Origin of the sequence: Streptomyces sp. NPDC002265 (genome assembly GCF_040296125.1) — a bacterium.
GTDB lineage: Bacteria > Actinomycetota > Actinomycetes > Streptomycetales > Streptomycetaceae > Streptomyces.
Genome location: NZ_JBEOWS010000074.1, coordinates 1 through 13,262, shown reverse-complemented (window position 1 = coordinate 13,262; position 13,262 = coordinate 1). Strand labels below are relative to the sequence as shown.

At 72.8% G+C, this 13,262-nt stretch carries 14 protein-coding genes; 4 read left to right on the top strand and 10 right to left on the bottom strand.

All coding sequences use genetic code 11. From position 1 onward, the window contains the following. Nucleotides 1-57 precede the first annotated feature (57 nt). Nucleotides 58-783 carry a DUF2470 domain-containing protein gene (locus ABT085_RS15925; protein ID WP_351607105.1) on the top strand — a complete coding sequence of 242 codons (726 nt, stop codon included), beginning with the start codon at nt 58-60 and terminating at the stop codon, nt 781-783. On the opposite strand, the gene ABT085_RS15920 is transcribed toward ABT085_RS15925, so the two are convergent. The 3 genes from ABT085_RS15920 to ABT085_RS15910 all read right to left on the bottom strand — a co-directional run bounded on the left by ABT085_RS15920 (nt 751) and on the right by ABT085_RS15910 (nt 4,111). Next, nucleotides 751-1,992 carry a lactonase family protein gene (locus ABT085_RS15920; RefSeq protein WP_351607102.1) on the bottom strand — a complete coding sequence of 414 codons (1,242 nt, stop codon included), beginning with the start codon at nt 1,990-1,992 and terminating at the stop codon, nt 751-753. The two genes, ABT085_RS15925 and ABT085_RS15920, sit on opposite strands and share 33 nt — an antisense overlap. Before the next feature lie 158 nt (nt 1,993-2,150). Further along, nucleotides 2,151-3,344, bottom strand: coding sequence for an FUSC family protein (locus tag ABT085_RS15915; RefSeq protein WP_351607099.1), 1,194 nt, complete (start codon nt 3,342-3,344; stop codon nt 2,151-2,153). A 272-nt stretch (nt 3,345-3,616) separates the two neighbouring features. Continuing rightward, nucleotides 3,617-4,111: an FBP domain-containing protein gene (locus ABT085_RS15910; RefSeq protein WP_351607096.1), complete on the bottom strand. Its 495-nt coding sequence runs from the start codon at nt 4,109-4,111 to the stop codon at nt 3,617-3,619. Nucleotides 4,112-4,465: 354 nt separating this feature from the next. Between ABT085_RS15910 and ABT085_RS15905 the strand changes: the two genes are divergently transcribed. Continuing rightward, nucleotides 4,466-5,758 (top strand): ROK family protein, encoded by a 1,293-nt coding sequence (locus ABT085_RS15905; RefSeq protein WP_351607093.1) that lies wholly within the window; start codon nt 4,466-4,468, stop codon nt 5,756-5,758. 63 nt (nt 5,759-5,821) lie between these two features. Here the strand turns inward: ABT085_RS15905 and ABT085_RS15900 are convergent, their stop codons facing one another. The 3 genes from ABT085_RS15900 to ABT085_RS15890 all read right to left on the bottom strand — a co-directional run bounded on the left by ABT085_RS15900 (nt 5,822) and on the right by ABT085_RS15890 (nt 9,364). Then, on the bottom strand, nt 5,822-6,859 hold the full coding sequence (locus ABT085_RS15900; RefSeq protein ID WP_351607090.1) for an NAD-dependent epimerase/dehydratase family protein: 1,038 nt from the start codon (nt 6,857-6,859) through the stop codon (nt 5,822-5,824). A gap of 120 nt (nt 6,860-6,979) precedes the next feature. Then, on the bottom strand, nt 6,980-7,942 hold the full coding sequence (locus ABT085_RS15895) for an SDR family NAD(P)-dependent oxidoreductase (protein ID WP_351607087.1): 963 nt from the start codon (nt 7,940-7,942) through the stop codon (nt 6,980-6,982). A 387-nt stretch (nt 7,943-8,329) separates the two neighbouring features. After that, a complete protein-coding gene (locus ABT085_RS15890) occupies nt 8,330-9,364 on the bottom strand; it encodes a PHP domain-containing protein (RefSeq protein ID WP_351607084.1) in 1,035 nt (344 codons plus the stop codon). Between the two features lie 185 nt (nt 9,365-9,549). Here ABT085_RS15890 and ABT085_RS15885 point away from each other — a divergent pair, with 185 nt between their 5' ends. Beyond that, a complete protein-coding gene (locus ABT085_RS15885; protein ID WP_351607081.1) occupies nt 9,550-9,798 on the top strand; it encodes a hypothetical protein in 249 nt (82 codons plus the stop codon). Nucleotides 9,799-9,892: 94 nt separating this feature from the next. Here the strand turns inward: ABT085_RS15885 and ABT085_RS15880 are convergent, their stop codons facing one another. The 3 genes from ABT085_RS15880 to ABT085_RS15870 form a co-directional block, all read right to left on the bottom strand. Further along, a complete protein-coding gene (locus ABT085_RS15880) occupies nt 9,893-10,405 on the bottom strand; it encodes a VanZ family protein (protein ID WP_351607079.1) in 513 nt (170 codons plus the stop codon). Continuing rightward, the gene (locus ABT085_RS15875) at nt 10,365-10,688 is read right to left on the bottom strand and encodes a hypothetical protein (RefSeq protein ID WP_351607076.1); all 324 of its coding nucleotides are present in this window, start codon (nt 10,686-10,688) and stop codon (nt 10,365-10,367) included. Before ABT085_RS15875 ends, ABT085_RS15880 begins: the two co-directional genes overlap by 41 nt. 101 nt (nt 10,689-10,789) lie before the next feature. Beyond that, on the bottom strand, nt 10,790-11,452 hold the full coding sequence (locus ABT085_RS15870; RefSeq protein WP_351607073.1) for a DUF4230 domain-containing protein: 663 nt from the start codon (nt 11,450-11,452) through the stop codon (nt 10,790-10,792). A gap of 238 nt (nt 11,453-11,690) precedes the next feature. Between ABT085_RS15870 and ABT085_RS15865 the strand changes: the two genes are divergently transcribed. Further along, nucleotides 11,691-12,683, top strand: coding sequence for a ribose-phosphate diphosphokinase (locus tag ABT085_RS15865; RefSeq protein WP_351607070.1), 993 nt, complete (start codon nt 11,691-11,693; stop codon nt 12,681-12,683). Here the strand turns inward: ABT085_RS15865 and ABT085_RS15860 are convergent. Then, nucleotides 12,678-13,055 (bottom strand): anti-sigma factor antagonist, encoded by a 378-nt coding sequence (locus tag ABT085_RS15860; RefSeq protein WP_351607067.1) that lies wholly within the window; start codon nt 13,053-13,055, stop codon nt 12,678-12,680. The genes ABT085_RS15865 and ABT085_RS15860 overlap by 6 nt on opposite strands. Between the last annotated feature and the right edge of the window lie 207 nt (nt 13,056-13,262).

Sequence of the window (13,262 nt, the reverse complement as noted above, 5' to 3'; positions counted from 1 at the left end):
GGCGTGCGCCCTGATCTTCGATAAGTTAGGTAAGGCTTACCTAAGGAGGTTTTCGGGATGGGTGACAGCCAGACCTGGACGGCCGCGCCTTCCGCGGCGGAGCGGGCGCGTTCGGTGCTCGCCGCCGCGTGGTCGTGCGCGGTGACCGCGGACGGCGGACGCGAGGAGTACGTCGGTGCGCACGCCGTGGACGCCGACGGCCGGGTGCTCCTGCACGTGCCCGACGAGAGCGCTCTGCGCACGGCCGCGATCTGCGCGCCCCGCGGCGAGCCGTCCGCCGTCGTGGAGTTCGCCGACGTCGCCCCGGTCCCCGTGCGCAGCCGCATCCGCGGCCGGCTCTGGCTGGCCGGCTGGTTCCAGCCTGTCGACGGCCACCTCCTCTTCCAGGCCACGCGGGTGGTGCTGCGGCAGCAGTCCGGGGCTACGGTCGTCGGCCTCGACGAGTTCGCCGCCGCTCGGCCCGACCCGCTCGCCACGGCCGAGGCCCATCTGCTGACCCACCTCGCCGACGCCCACCCCGACGCGGTCGAACGGCTCACCCGGCTGGTCCGGCCGGACAGCCTGCACGGCGCCGTACGCGTCCAGCCGCTCGCCGTCGACCGGCACGGACTGACCCTGCGCATCGAACGGGCTCGCACCCACGGCGAGGTGCGACTGCCCTTCCACGCGCCCGCCGACGACGTCACCCAGCTCACCGAGCGTATGCACGTCCTGCTCAGTCAGGCCAGCGCCGCCGCCTGCCCGCGTTCCCTACAGTGGCAGCGCACAGACCGCGAGAGGTGAGGCGAACGGGTCGCCCGCGAGCCGCAGCCCGCCGCGCTCCGCGTCCACGTGGAAGACGCTGACCGTGCCGGAACGCTGGTTCGCCGCGAACAGCAGCCTGCCGTCCGGCGAGAACGCGATCTGCCGCGGGAAGTCGCCCGCCACCGCCACCGTGCCGAGCAGCCGGAGCCGCGCGCCGTCCGCCTCCACCGCGTACCGCGCGATGCTGTTGTGGCCCCGGTTGGCGAGGAACGCGTAGGAACCGTTCGCCGTGACCAGGAACTGCGCCGGGTAGTTGGTGCCGTTGCCGCTCCCGGTGGACTGCGGATCGCCGACGGTCAGCCGGCCGGTGGCCGGGTCGTAGCGGCAGACCGCCACCGTGTCGTCGACCTCGTTGGCCAGGTAGGCGTACCGGCCGCCGGGGTGGAAGGCCAGCTGGCGGGGGCCCGCGCCGGGCCGGGTGTGCGCCCGCGCGACCTCGGTGAGCGTGCCGGCCCGGTCGTCCAGCCGGTAGGTGTAGACCGTGTCGGTGCCGAGGTCGACGGCGAGGACGTGACGGCCGTCCGGGGCGGTGACGAACTGGTGCGCGTGCGGGCCGTGCTGGCCCGGTCCGGGGGCGGGGGAGGAGTGCGTCACCCGGTCCGTGCGCTCGCCCGGTGCCCCGGACGCCTCGATCGGGTGCACGCTCACGCTGCCCGAGCCGTAGTCGGCGGTGAGCAGCCAGCGTCCGCCCGGGTGGACCGACAGATGGCAGGGCGACGCGCCGCCGGTGGCACGGCTGCCCAGCACCCGGCCGTCGGACAGCCGTACGGCGGTCACGGCGCCCTGCTCGCGCTCGTTCACCGCGTACAGCGTCCGGCCGTCCGGGTGCGCCGCGAGATACGACGGGTCGGCGACGCCGGTGAGGACGCCCGAGCCGGTGGCGGTGATCAGGCCGGTCGCGCTGTCGTAGGAGGCGAGCCCGATGCCCTTGCCGCCGTCCTCGGGAGAGGTGTAGGTGCCGACGTAGAGGGGGCGCGGACCGGTGGGGCCCGAGGAACCTGCCGACGCGTCGGGGGCCGGCCGCCGGGACCCGGATCCGGCCCCGGTGCCTGCCGTCCCGGGCGGCTGCGAGGCCTCCGGCGAGGTGCCGCAGCCGGCCAGGGCCGCCGCCGCTGCCGCTCCGCCGAGCGCACCGACGAAACGGCGCCTGCTCCAGCCGCCGCGCGACGCTTCTGCCCCACTGCCCATCTGCGCACCTCAGGTCGTCGGTGGTCCCGGTCGTCACGGCCACCCTGACGCGCGGCGCCCCCGAAGCGCAAAACGTCCGGTGGGTGTTGCGCAGGGTGCAACACCCACCGCTGTCCGGGCAGCCCGCGGGACCCGCATCGCCACATCTCGGTGACGGCCTAGGCGCGCAGCCGGGCCACCCACGACAGTCGTGCGTGCTGGCGGTGTGCGCAGCGGTCCAGTTCCTCCATCAGGCGGCGCGAGCGGTGCTCGGTGTCGAGCTCGTCGATGATGCGGGTCGTCTCGGTCAGCACCGCACCGAACAGCTGCCACTGCCGGGCGTCGCGCTGGATCTCCTCAAGCAGCAGCCGGGACAGCTTGTCCCGGGTGGTCGCCGCCTGCCGCAGCGCGGCGGCGAGCCGGTCCTCGGCCGACTCGGCGTTGGCGCTCACATGGCTGGTGACCAGGACCGCGAAACTGACCACGGCGTCGGCGACCTCGGACAGCAGCTGTTCCACGACGTCCCCTGTCCCGGGCGGGAACAGCGGCTCGGACTCGCGCTCCTTGGCGAGGTCGGTCAGCGTACGGGTGATCACCCGCAGCACGACCGTGCAGATCTCCAGGGTGTCCAGCCCGGTACGCAGCACGATGCGGTGCAGCAGGCCCTCCTGCACCCGCGGATTGAGCCGCAGACTGTCCTCGGCCTGCCGCAGGTCGGCGTCCACCTGGGCGATGTCGTGGTCGAGCCGGCGTGCCTCGTGCAGCCGGGCCGTCGCGTGCTCCACGGGCGTGTGTCCGGCGGCCTCCTGGCCGACCCGCAGCATCAGCTGGCGCACCCGGCGCGCCAGTTCCACGATCGACTCGCCCGCCTCGTCCACCCACACCGGTGGGGCGAGCAGCAGGTTGCAGCCGAGCCCGACGACAGCGCCGATCAGCGTCTCCAGGACCCGTGCCCACGCCACGTTGCCGACCGCGGTGACACCGAGCACCAGCATGGCGCTGATCGCCACCTCGGGCACGAACTCGTCGACCCGCACCAGATGTCCGACGGCCAGCGACGCCACGATGACCAGCGCGAGGCTCCACCAGGTCAGCCCCACCAGAAGGCTGAAGGCGACGGCGACCAGGACCCCGGCCACCACGGAGTTCACCCGGCGGATCCCGGTGGTGAGGGTGGAGTACAGGGTGACCTGGACGACCAGCAGCGCGGTCAGCGGGGCCGTCAGGGGCGCGGGCTCCGGACTGAGGTGCAGGGCGATGACGTAGGCGACCGTCGCCGCGGCGGTCGACCGCAGCGCCTGGACGACGACGGGGTCCCGGTGGCGCCTCACCAGCCGTCCGAGGGACTCTTTCCACTCATGTGCAACGTGCATCTCTTGGCCTGTTCCCCGTCCCCGGACCGCTCGAACGTCCCGATCGAGGACCGTGGTTGTCCGCAAGGGCGCCTGGATCTGCTCCCACCAGCCGGAAGGCCACAGGAGGGGCAAGGGCGTGACGGAGTCACAGACGGAGTTCCAGGGCATCGAGGCCCTCACCCGGTCGTACGACTACCTGCGGGAGGTGGTCACCGCGGTGCCGGAGGGGACCTGGGCCGCGACCCGCGCCGGGCGCCGCCGGCCGGGTGAGCGGACCGGCGGCGACGGGATCAGACGTCCAGCTTGTCGAGGAACGCGGACAGATTGCCCGTCGTACGGGCGATCTGCTCCTCCTCCGTGAGGCTCTCCTCGAAACGGGAACCGGAGTCGAGTGCCTTCTTGCCGCGTACGTAGAGGGAGCACGCGAGGTCGGTGCACATGTACAGGCCGACCGAGTTCCCCTCGCGGCCCGCGGCTCCCGCCTTGCGCGCGGTCATCAGCGAGACGCCGCCACCGCGGTGGGTGGTCAGGCAGAGCGAGCACATGCTGCGGTGCAGGATGCCGCGCTGAGAGGACGGGAAGCGCAGCGTCACCCCGACGAGCCGCCCCGACCGCTCGGTGACCAGGTAACTGCGGTCGGGCGCGCCCGGATCCCGCCAGCCCAGGAAGTCGAGGTCGGCCCACGGGCGCCGGTCGAGATCCCGGGGCACGGACAACCGCTTGGCCTCGCCCTTCGAACAGTTGACGAAGGACTCGCGGATCTCCGGCTCGGTGAGCGATCTCATGGGGGTGGCCTCCTGGCACGCGGGTACGACGGGGACAGTGGATACGACGAGGACGGTGGGTACGACGGGGACGGTGGGTACGACGGGGACAGTGGATACGGCGAGGCGTCCGGTGTTGCCGGCACTCCGGACGCCCGCAAACCTAGGGGTACTAGGTTTCTGCCAAGGGTAAGCAGTGGCCCAGGGGGCACGCCAACGGATTTCCGGGGGAAGGCAGGTGCCCGTCGCTTAGCTCGTTACGTGAATTAAGGGTCATAAGAAGTGCGCCCGGCGAGCCTGCGGCGGTATGTTGCAGGTCGGGCAGGGTGCCGGACCCGTTCCGACGGGTTCCGGGCAGGGTTCGGGAGGAACCACATGGCGGGGCGGAACGGGCGCACGGTGCGCGACCTCAGGCGGGCCAACCGCACGGTCGTGCTGCAACGGCTTTACTTCGACGGCCCGTTGAGCCGCTTCGAGCTGGGCCCGGTCACCGGCCTGAGCTCCGGTTCGGTCAGCAACGTCGTCTCCGACCTGGTCGCGGACGGCCTGCTGGAGGAGGCCGGCAGCGTCGACTCCGACGGCGGCCGCCCCCGCACCCTGCTGCGCGTCGCGCCCGGCAGCGGTCACATGATCGGCGTCGACGTCGGCGAGACCCGGGTACGTATCGAACTGTTCGACCTGACCCTCACCGAGCTCGCCCGCGCGGAACGCCCCCTGGAACACCAGCGGTACGAGGTCGAGGTGATCGTCGGGCACATCCGCGACGGCATCGCCGAGGTGCTCGCCACCGCCGGCATCCCGCCCGAGCGGCTGCTCGGCGTGGGTATCGGCGTGCCCGGCATCGTCGAGTACACCGCCGACCGCGGGGCCGTCGTGCACGGACAGACCATCGGCTGGTCCGCGGTCCCGCTGGAGGCGCTGCTGCGCGCCGGGACCGAGCTCCCCGACAGCGTGCCGTACTTCATCGACAACGGTGCCAAGACCCTCGGCCAGGCCGAGATGTGGTTCGGCGGCGGACGTGGCGCCCACAACGCCGTCGTCGTCCTCTTCGGCTCCGGCGTCGGGGCCTGCCTCGTCACCGCCGACGTGGAACACGGCCGGGCCGTGGAATGGGGCCATCTGACCGTACGGGTCAGGGGGCGCCGCTGCCGCTGTGGCGCGCTCGGCTGCCTGGAGGCGTACGCGGGCGCCGAGTCGCTGCTCCAGCGGTGGAGCGAGGCGGGCGGACAGCCGCCGCAGGGCGCCGACGAGGAGACGGCGCTGACCGCGATGCTGGCCGCCGCCTACCCCGTCGACGGCGACGGCACCGCCGACCCCGTCGCCCTCGCCGTCCTGGAGGAGACCGCCGAATACCTGGGCGCGGGCCTGTCCGACCTGATCAACCTCTTCCAGCCCGAACGCATCCTCATCGGCGGCTGGGCCGGCCTCCAGCTCGGCGCCCGCTTCCTGCCCTCCGTCCGCCGGCACGCCACCGCGTACGCCCTGCGGCATCCCGCCGAGAAGGTCACCGTGGAGCTCGGCAGGCTCGGGCCCGACGCGGTCACCGTCGGCGCGGCGATCCTGCCGCTCGCCGACTTCTTCTCCCGCGGTGGCCGCCGTCCGGAACCCGAGCCGGAGGGACCGGCCCCGGCCTGGCGCACGGCCCTCCAGGAGCGCGCCCCGCACTGACCGACCGCCTCCCGCGACGCCCCGACGACCCCGCAACCCCTGTCGGCGCGGGGCCGCGCACTCTCATCCCGCCGTGCGCCACCAAGAGGACTCGGGTTCGGCCTCCGTCTCCTCGTCGCGGCGCAGGCCCAGCAGGAACTCCTCCAGCACCTCCGTCGCCGTGTGCCGCGGGTACCAGCCCAGCTCGGTGTGCGCCCGGGTGCAGTCCATCAGGGGCAGCCGCAGGACCGCGTCGAAGAGCTGGGGCGAGGCGGGCAGCAGCCGCAGGCCCCAGGCGGCGGCGACCGCGGTGCGGGCCGCGGTGCGCGGGAGCCGTACCGGACGGGCGCCGAACATCGCGCTCAGCAGTTCCGAGTCCACCGGGGGGTCGGCCGCCAGGTTGTAGGCGCCGTGGACCTGGCGGTGCACCGCCAGCCGGTAGGCCTCGGCCGCGTCGTCCGGGTGCAGCACCTGCACCCGCAGCCCCCGGACCTCCGGCAGGAACGGCAGCAGGTCGGGCCGGGGCTGCGGAGCACCGGGCCGCAGCCGCCCGCCGTGGGTGCGGCGCGGCGCGCGGGCCGGCTCGCGCCGGACGAGGAAGGCGGGCCGCATCCGTACCACCCGGATCTCGGGATGCTCCCGCTCGAACGTGTCCAGCACCCGCTCCAGGTAGGCCTTCTCCCGGCAGTACGCGGCGCCGGGCCAGCCGTGCGTCGGCCACGACTCGTCCGCCGTGTGTCCCTTCGGCCCCGGGGAGTAGGCACCCACGGACGAGCCGTGCACCAGCGTCGGCACCCCCGCCGCGGCGACCGCCTGGAAGACCCGGATGCTGCCCAGCACATTGGTGCGCCAGGTCACCGCGGGGTCGTGCGTCGGCCGCAGCGTCCAGGCCAGGTGGACCACGGCGGCCGCCCCTTCGAACTCCTTCACCGGATGGGGCCGCTCGGTCGACAGGTCGACCGCGGCCCAGTCCGTCTTCGGCGGCGACCAGTCGGGGAGCCGGCGGGCCAGGCCCAGCACCGCGCCCACCTCCGGATCCTCGGACAGCAGCCGCACCAAGCTCGTGCCGACATGACCGGTGGCGCCCGTGACGACCACCCTCCGTCCCGGTTCGCTGCTCACCTCGGTCTCCTCCCTGTGGGTGGGAAGCCGCCGAGTACCCCGGCTCCTCCCTGTGGGTGGGAAGCCGAGTACCCGGTCCGCGCGGACCCGCACCTGTGACGGCGGCCTGCGGAGGAGGGCTCAGCCGGAGAAGGCGTCGACCCCCGTGAGCTCGGCCGACAGCGCCCACAGCCGCGTGGCCTGCGCGGGGTCGGTCGCCCAGTCCTTCACACCGCTCGGCTCGCCGCCCTCCACGGCGGGCTCGGCGACGTCGCAGTCCTCCAGGTACAGGCCGCCCAGGCCCTCCAGCCGGGGCGAGGTCGCGGCCCACACCTGGGTCGCCGCACCCTGCTCGGGGGTCTTGAAGCCCTTCGGGTTCAGCAGGTTCCCCTCGGCGTCGATCCAGCCGCGCTCGATCATCTCCTCCTTGGGGAGGTGCCGCTGGAGCGGGGTGATGATGCCGCCGGGGTGCAGCGAGAAGGCCCGTACGCCCGCGTCCCGGCCCAGCCGGTCCAGCTCCAGGGCGAACAGCGCGTTCGCCGTCTTGGCCTGTCCGTAGGCCTCCCACTTGTCGTAGCCGTGGCGCCAGTGGACGTCGTCCCAGCGCATGCCGGAGAAGTGGTGGGCCCGCGAGGAGACGGACACGACGCGTGCGCCGCCCGCCGCGATCGCCGGCCACAGACGGTTGACCAGGGCGAAGTGCCCCAGGTGGTTGGTGGCGAACTGGGCCTCCCAGCCGGGCCCGACGCGGGTCTCCGGGCAGGCCATGATCCCGGCGTTGTCGATGACGAGGTCCACGGTCCGGCCGGAGGCGAGGAACCGTTCGGCGAAGCCGCGCACGCTCTCCAGGTCGCCGAGGTCCAGTTCGTCGAGTTCCACGCCGTCGATCCCGGCGAGCGCCTCGCGGGCGGTGTCCGGGCGACGGGCCGGGACGACCACGTGGGCGCCCGCCTTCGTCAGGGCCCGGGTGGTCTCCAGCCCGAGGCCCGAGTAGCCGCCGGTGACGACGGCGAGCCGGCCGGTGAGGTCGATGCCCTGGAGGACGTCGTCGGCGGTGCTCTCGGCGCCGAAGCCCGAGCCGATCTTGTGCTGTGCGGTGGTCATGTCTTGAACGCTACGAATTCGAGTGCTCTCGAAGTCAAGCGGAATCGGCCGGCTGCGAGATCGGCGGCGGGGGGCGACGGCGGAGAGGCCGGCCGGACAGTACAACGCCCCGACCGGACGGGGGAATCACGGTCGGGGCGGCTCAGGGTGGGAGCGGAGGGCGGTCGCCTCGCGGCGAGGGCTCCCCAGGGCTTCAGCCGAAGATCGTCCCTGGAGGCTAAGGGTGAGGCCCGGGGACACTGTCCCCTCCGCGCCCACGGTTGGTTCAACGGGCAATCACTGTCCACTGTTCCCCGCTCGGCCGCCGCTCGTGGTGATCCACGTCACTCCTGAGGAGTGGGCCTCGGGAGCCTGAGGGGCGGGCCCCGGGGACCTGAAGGGCGGGCCCTAGGAGACCGACGCGGGGACCCGGCCGTCCCGGGTCCAGGCCAGCAGCTCGTCCGCGGACCAGGTGGTCACCACGCGTTCCGCGGGCACCCCGCACTTCTCGGCCCGCGCGCAGCCGAGCGCCTGCCAGTCCAGCTGGCCCGGTGCGTGGGCGTCGGTGTCGACGGCGAACAGCACGCCCGCCGCCACGGCCCGGCGCAGCAGCGGTTCGGGCGGGTCGCGCCGTTCCGGACGGCTGTTGATCTCCACGGCCGTACCGGACTCGGCACACGCGGCGAACACCTCGTCCGCGTCGAACTCCGACTCCGGCCGGGTCCGTCCGGCCACCAGGCGTCCCGTGCAGTGCCCCAGGACGTCGGCGTGCGGATCGCGTACGGCGGCCACCATGCGGCGGGTCATCGAGCGGGCGTCCATGCGCAGCTTGGAGTGGACGGACACCACGACGACGTCGAGCCGTTCCAGCAGTTCCGGCTCCTGGTCGAGGGTGCCGTCGTCGAGGACGTCGCACTCGATGCCGGTCAGCAGCCGGAACGGAGCCCAGGTCTCGTTGAGCTCCGCGACCACCGCGAGCTGCTCGCGCAGCCGCTCGGCCGACAGCCCGCGGGCCACCGTCAGCCTGGGGGAGTGGTCGGTGAGCGCCGCCCACTCGTGCCCGAGCGCGGCCGCCGTCCGGCCCATCTCCTCGATCGGGCTGCCGCCGTCCGACCAGTCGGAGTGCAGATGGCAGTCCCCGCGCAGCAGGGCCAGCAGCCGCTCACCGCCGTGGGCGAGCGGGCCCGCGGCCCCGGTGTCCTCCAGGTTCGCCAGGTACCCGGGCACCTGCCCGTCCAGTGCCTCGGCCGCCGCCCGGGCGGTCTTCGGTCCCACACCCTTCAGCCCCGCCAGCGTCCCGGCCGCGGCCCGTTCGCGCAGCTCCGCCTCGGGCAGTTGCCGCAGCACGCGCGCCGCGGTGCGAAAGGCACGGACGCGGTACGTCGGTGCCGCGGACCGTTCCAGCAGGAAGGCGATCCGCTCCAGGGCCTGTACGGGCTCCATCGCCACCTCCTGGATCCAGGGTTGCCCAGCCGGAGCCGAGCCGCACCACGGCCGACCACCGGGGTGGTGAACCCGATGGACCCCGTGGCGGTGAACCGGGTGGACCACCGGGGCGGTGAACCCGATGGGCCCGACGGGTGACGCGCGCCACCCGTGACCGCCGGTTGCGATTTAGGCTCGAAGACATGACCGAAGTCGCGTCCCCTCACATCGGCAGCCCGCGGATCATGGTGCTCGGCGTCCAGCCGGGCAACCCGCCGTTTCGCATCGTGGAGATCGACGGCGAGGTGGTCGGTGAGGCGAAGACCGTCACCGACGTCCTCGCGGCCGCCGCCGCGTCCGGCATCGTCGTCCACGACCTGGACGATCCGGACGTGGTCCGCTGGGTCGGCGGGGACAAGTTCACCTGGACGCTGCACTGGGGCCGGACCTGAGCGCTGACGGCCGGGACGGCGGGACGGCGGGACGGCCTGACGGCCGGGCGGCAGCCGCCCGGCCGAGCCGTCGGACATCCGTCACGGACATCCGCTACTGCGGCCGTGACCGCCTGCGGGCGTGTACCGCCCGGCTCAGCCGCCGGCCCAGGAGGAGGTAACCCACCAGCGCCCCCGCGGTGTTGAGGATGACGTCGTCGATGTCGAAGGCCCGTCCGGTGATCAGGGCGCCCTGCGCGAACTCCACCAGGAGCATCACGGTCGCGGTCAGCAGCAGCACCCGCAGCAACCCGCGGGCCTGCGGGGCCACGACCGGCACCAGGACCCCGAACGGCACCCCGAGCAGCACGTTCCCGCCGATCTGCTTGACCGCGTCACGCAGCGCGGGCTGGTCCAGATAGGCCTTGAGGGAGCGGCCCGGGTGGAGGTTGGTGTGCGTGAGCGCCACCGAGGCGGGCGACGGTTCGAGGGTGAGCTTGGCCAGTACGACGGCGAACGCCACCATGAACACGAAGGCGCACAGCATCGCCAGAACACGCAGCGGGAAGGGCAGCGGACGGCGCTCGTCACGGGCCGGCCGCGCGGTGGATCCGCCCTTCGCCTGCACGGCCGCCCTCGCCCTGGCGGCGAACTTCGGCTTCGCGGTGGTCTTCGCTTTCGGCCCGGCCTTCGCCCCCGCCTTCGTCTTCCTCGTCCCGGTTTTCGCTTTCGTCGTCCCGGCCTTCGGTTTCGTCCCGGCTTTCGCCGCCCTGGAGCGGAAACCGGGCAGCCTGCGGGCCCACCCGGACGGCTCGGGTCCGGCGGCTGCCGGATCGCTTCCGGTGCTGCGTGATCGTGAGGCGGTACGCGGCCTGGAGGCTGCGCGGGCCATAAGTTCCTCCATGCTTCAACTTCCCGACGTTGTAGGGGGGTTACCCGCCATCGCAGGGTCGATGCCGGGCCCGGCCGGTCGCTCGGAGCGTCCGGTGGCGCGGTGGTGCGAAATGGTCGGTCAGTCTCCGTACGTGATGTGCACCTCCTTGAAGCCGAGGGAGCTCAGCAGTCCTTGGAGCATGTCCGTGGTGTTGGTCTCGGCCCGCGCCGTCAGCCCGCTGCCCTTGGCGGCGTCGCCGATGTGCCGGACCGCCAGTTTCTGAACGGCCTGTTCGCTGTTCGGGTTGTCCGAGAAGAGGTCGCCGAGCCGGTCGAGGAGGCCGCGCTGCTTGGAGACGGCGTAGGAACGGTCGGGGTCGAGGGCCGGCTTGCCGAGCCGGGCGTGCGGCAGCCGGATGGTGGCGGACGTACGGCCGTCGTCGACCGTCACGTCGTTCCTGCCCAGCGTGCCGAGGTCGACGTACGCGTCCACGGTGCCCGCCCCGACGTACAGGGTGCGGCTGCCGTGCAGTACGTCGGGCAGGTACTTGGCGTCCTTCTCCAGGTCCACGACGACCTGGAAGTTGCCGGAGGCCGCGTCGTAACGGCTCATGTCCTGAATGGACTTGAGGAGTGCGGGACCCGAGCGGTCCTGGGTCTCGGTGCCGAACAGGTCCCGCAGTCCGGGCAGTACGGCCAGCCGGATGCCGGCGAACAGCAGGACGAGCACCAGCGCGAAGGCGGTGAGCACCTTCGCCCAGCCGGGCATGCGCCGGGGGATGCGCCTGATCGAAGAGGTCATGTCGACGGTCCTCCTTCCTCCTAGCCGGATGCCCGCCAATTCCGCTGCCAGGCCGCCCGGTTGGCTGATCGATTCGGCCCGGTGGACCGGCCGGCGGCCATTCCGGCCCAGGACGGCGTGTCGTCGGCTCGCGGCCGGGTCGCCGCTCGTGGACCATGGGGATCAGGCCCGGAACGACCGGCCCCACGTGCATCGACCCCAGGTGACCGGGGCGCCCCGGTCAGGCGAGGAGCGGATCGTGCGAGACATCGCCGTCTTCAGCGGCAGCGCCCACCCCGAGCTGGCCTCGGAGCTCTGTGCCCATCTCGGTGTGCCGCTCAGGCCAACCCGGGTGAGCAGGTTCGCGAACGACTGCCTGGAGGTCCAGCTTCAGGCCAACTGCCGGGAGCGGGACGTCTTCCTCGTCCAGCCGCTGGTCCGGCCGGTCCAGGAGCACCTGGTCGAACTGCTGCTGATGTGCGACGCGGCCCGCGGGGCCTCGGCCGGCCGGATCACGGTCGTCATGCCGCACTACTCCTACGCCCGTTCGGACAAGAAGGACGCGCCCCGCATCTCCATGGGCGGGCGCCTGGTCGCGGACCTGATGGTGGCGGCGGGCGCCCGCCGGGTTCTCACCATGGCCCTGCACGCGCCCCAGGTGCACGGATTCTTCTCGGTCCCGGTCGACCATCTGCACGCCCACCGCGAACTGGCCGCGCACTTCCGCCGGTACGACCTGACGAGCACCACCGTCGTCTCGCCCGACCTGGGCAACGCCAAGGAGGCCGCGGCCTTCGCCCGGCTGATCGGCGCCCGGGTGGCCGCGGGGGCCAAACAGCGCTACGCGGACGACCGGGTGAGCATCAGCACGGTGATCGGCGATGTCACCGGACGGGACGTCATCGTGCTCGACGACGAGATCGCCAAGGGCAGTACGGTCCTCGAACTCCTGGAGCGGCTGCGGGAGATGGGTCCGCGCAGCATCCGGGTGGCGTGTACGCACGGGCTGTTCGCGGCGGGGGCGCTCAAGCGGCTCAGCGAGCAGCCCGACGTGCTGGAGATCGTGTGCACCAACACCGTTCCGGTGCCGGCCGAGGAGCACACCGACAAGCTGCGGATCCTCTCCATCGCCCCGGCGCTCGCGGAGGCCGTGCGCCGTATCCACAACGGTGAGTCCGTCAGTGCCCTGTTCGACGCGCCGTGCACCGGGCCGGCGGAACGGGGCGGCGGGGCGGGGTCGTACGGGTCATAAGGTGCCGGAGGTGGTCTCGGGCCGGCCCAGCGCCTCGTCCAGGGTGGGCCGGGGCGGCAGCAGCCGGGACAGACCGGTGAGCCGCAGGACGCGCAGCGTCAGCGGGTGGGTGCACACCAGGTGCAGCTGCCCGCCCCGGTCGAGCACCCGGTGCCGGGCCCGGTAGAGCAGGCGCAGGCCGGAGCAGTCGAAGAACTCGATCTCGGCGAGGTCGATCACGACCTGTGGTTCGGGGCCGGAGGTGGCGTGGTCCAGGTGCGGGACGATCTCGGCGGCCGCGGCGATGTCGATCTCGCCGTGGAACTCCAGGACGGTGTGACCCCGGTCCTGGTGGACGCGCAGCTGCCGGGTGAATGGCGCCGGTTCCCGCACGACGACATCGCCTCCAACCCGCTCCGGGGACAGGAACCCCAACTCGCTTCCCTGTCCTGCAAGTTACCCTTGGACGAGTGAATTTGAGCATGTTCGATTGACATATGTCTTCGAATTGCAGCCGACTTCTTTCAAGATTTGAGCCAAGGGGGCGAAGGGCGCCGAAGGGGCGGACGGCCGGGAAACCGTCCGGCGGGCCCGGCCGTC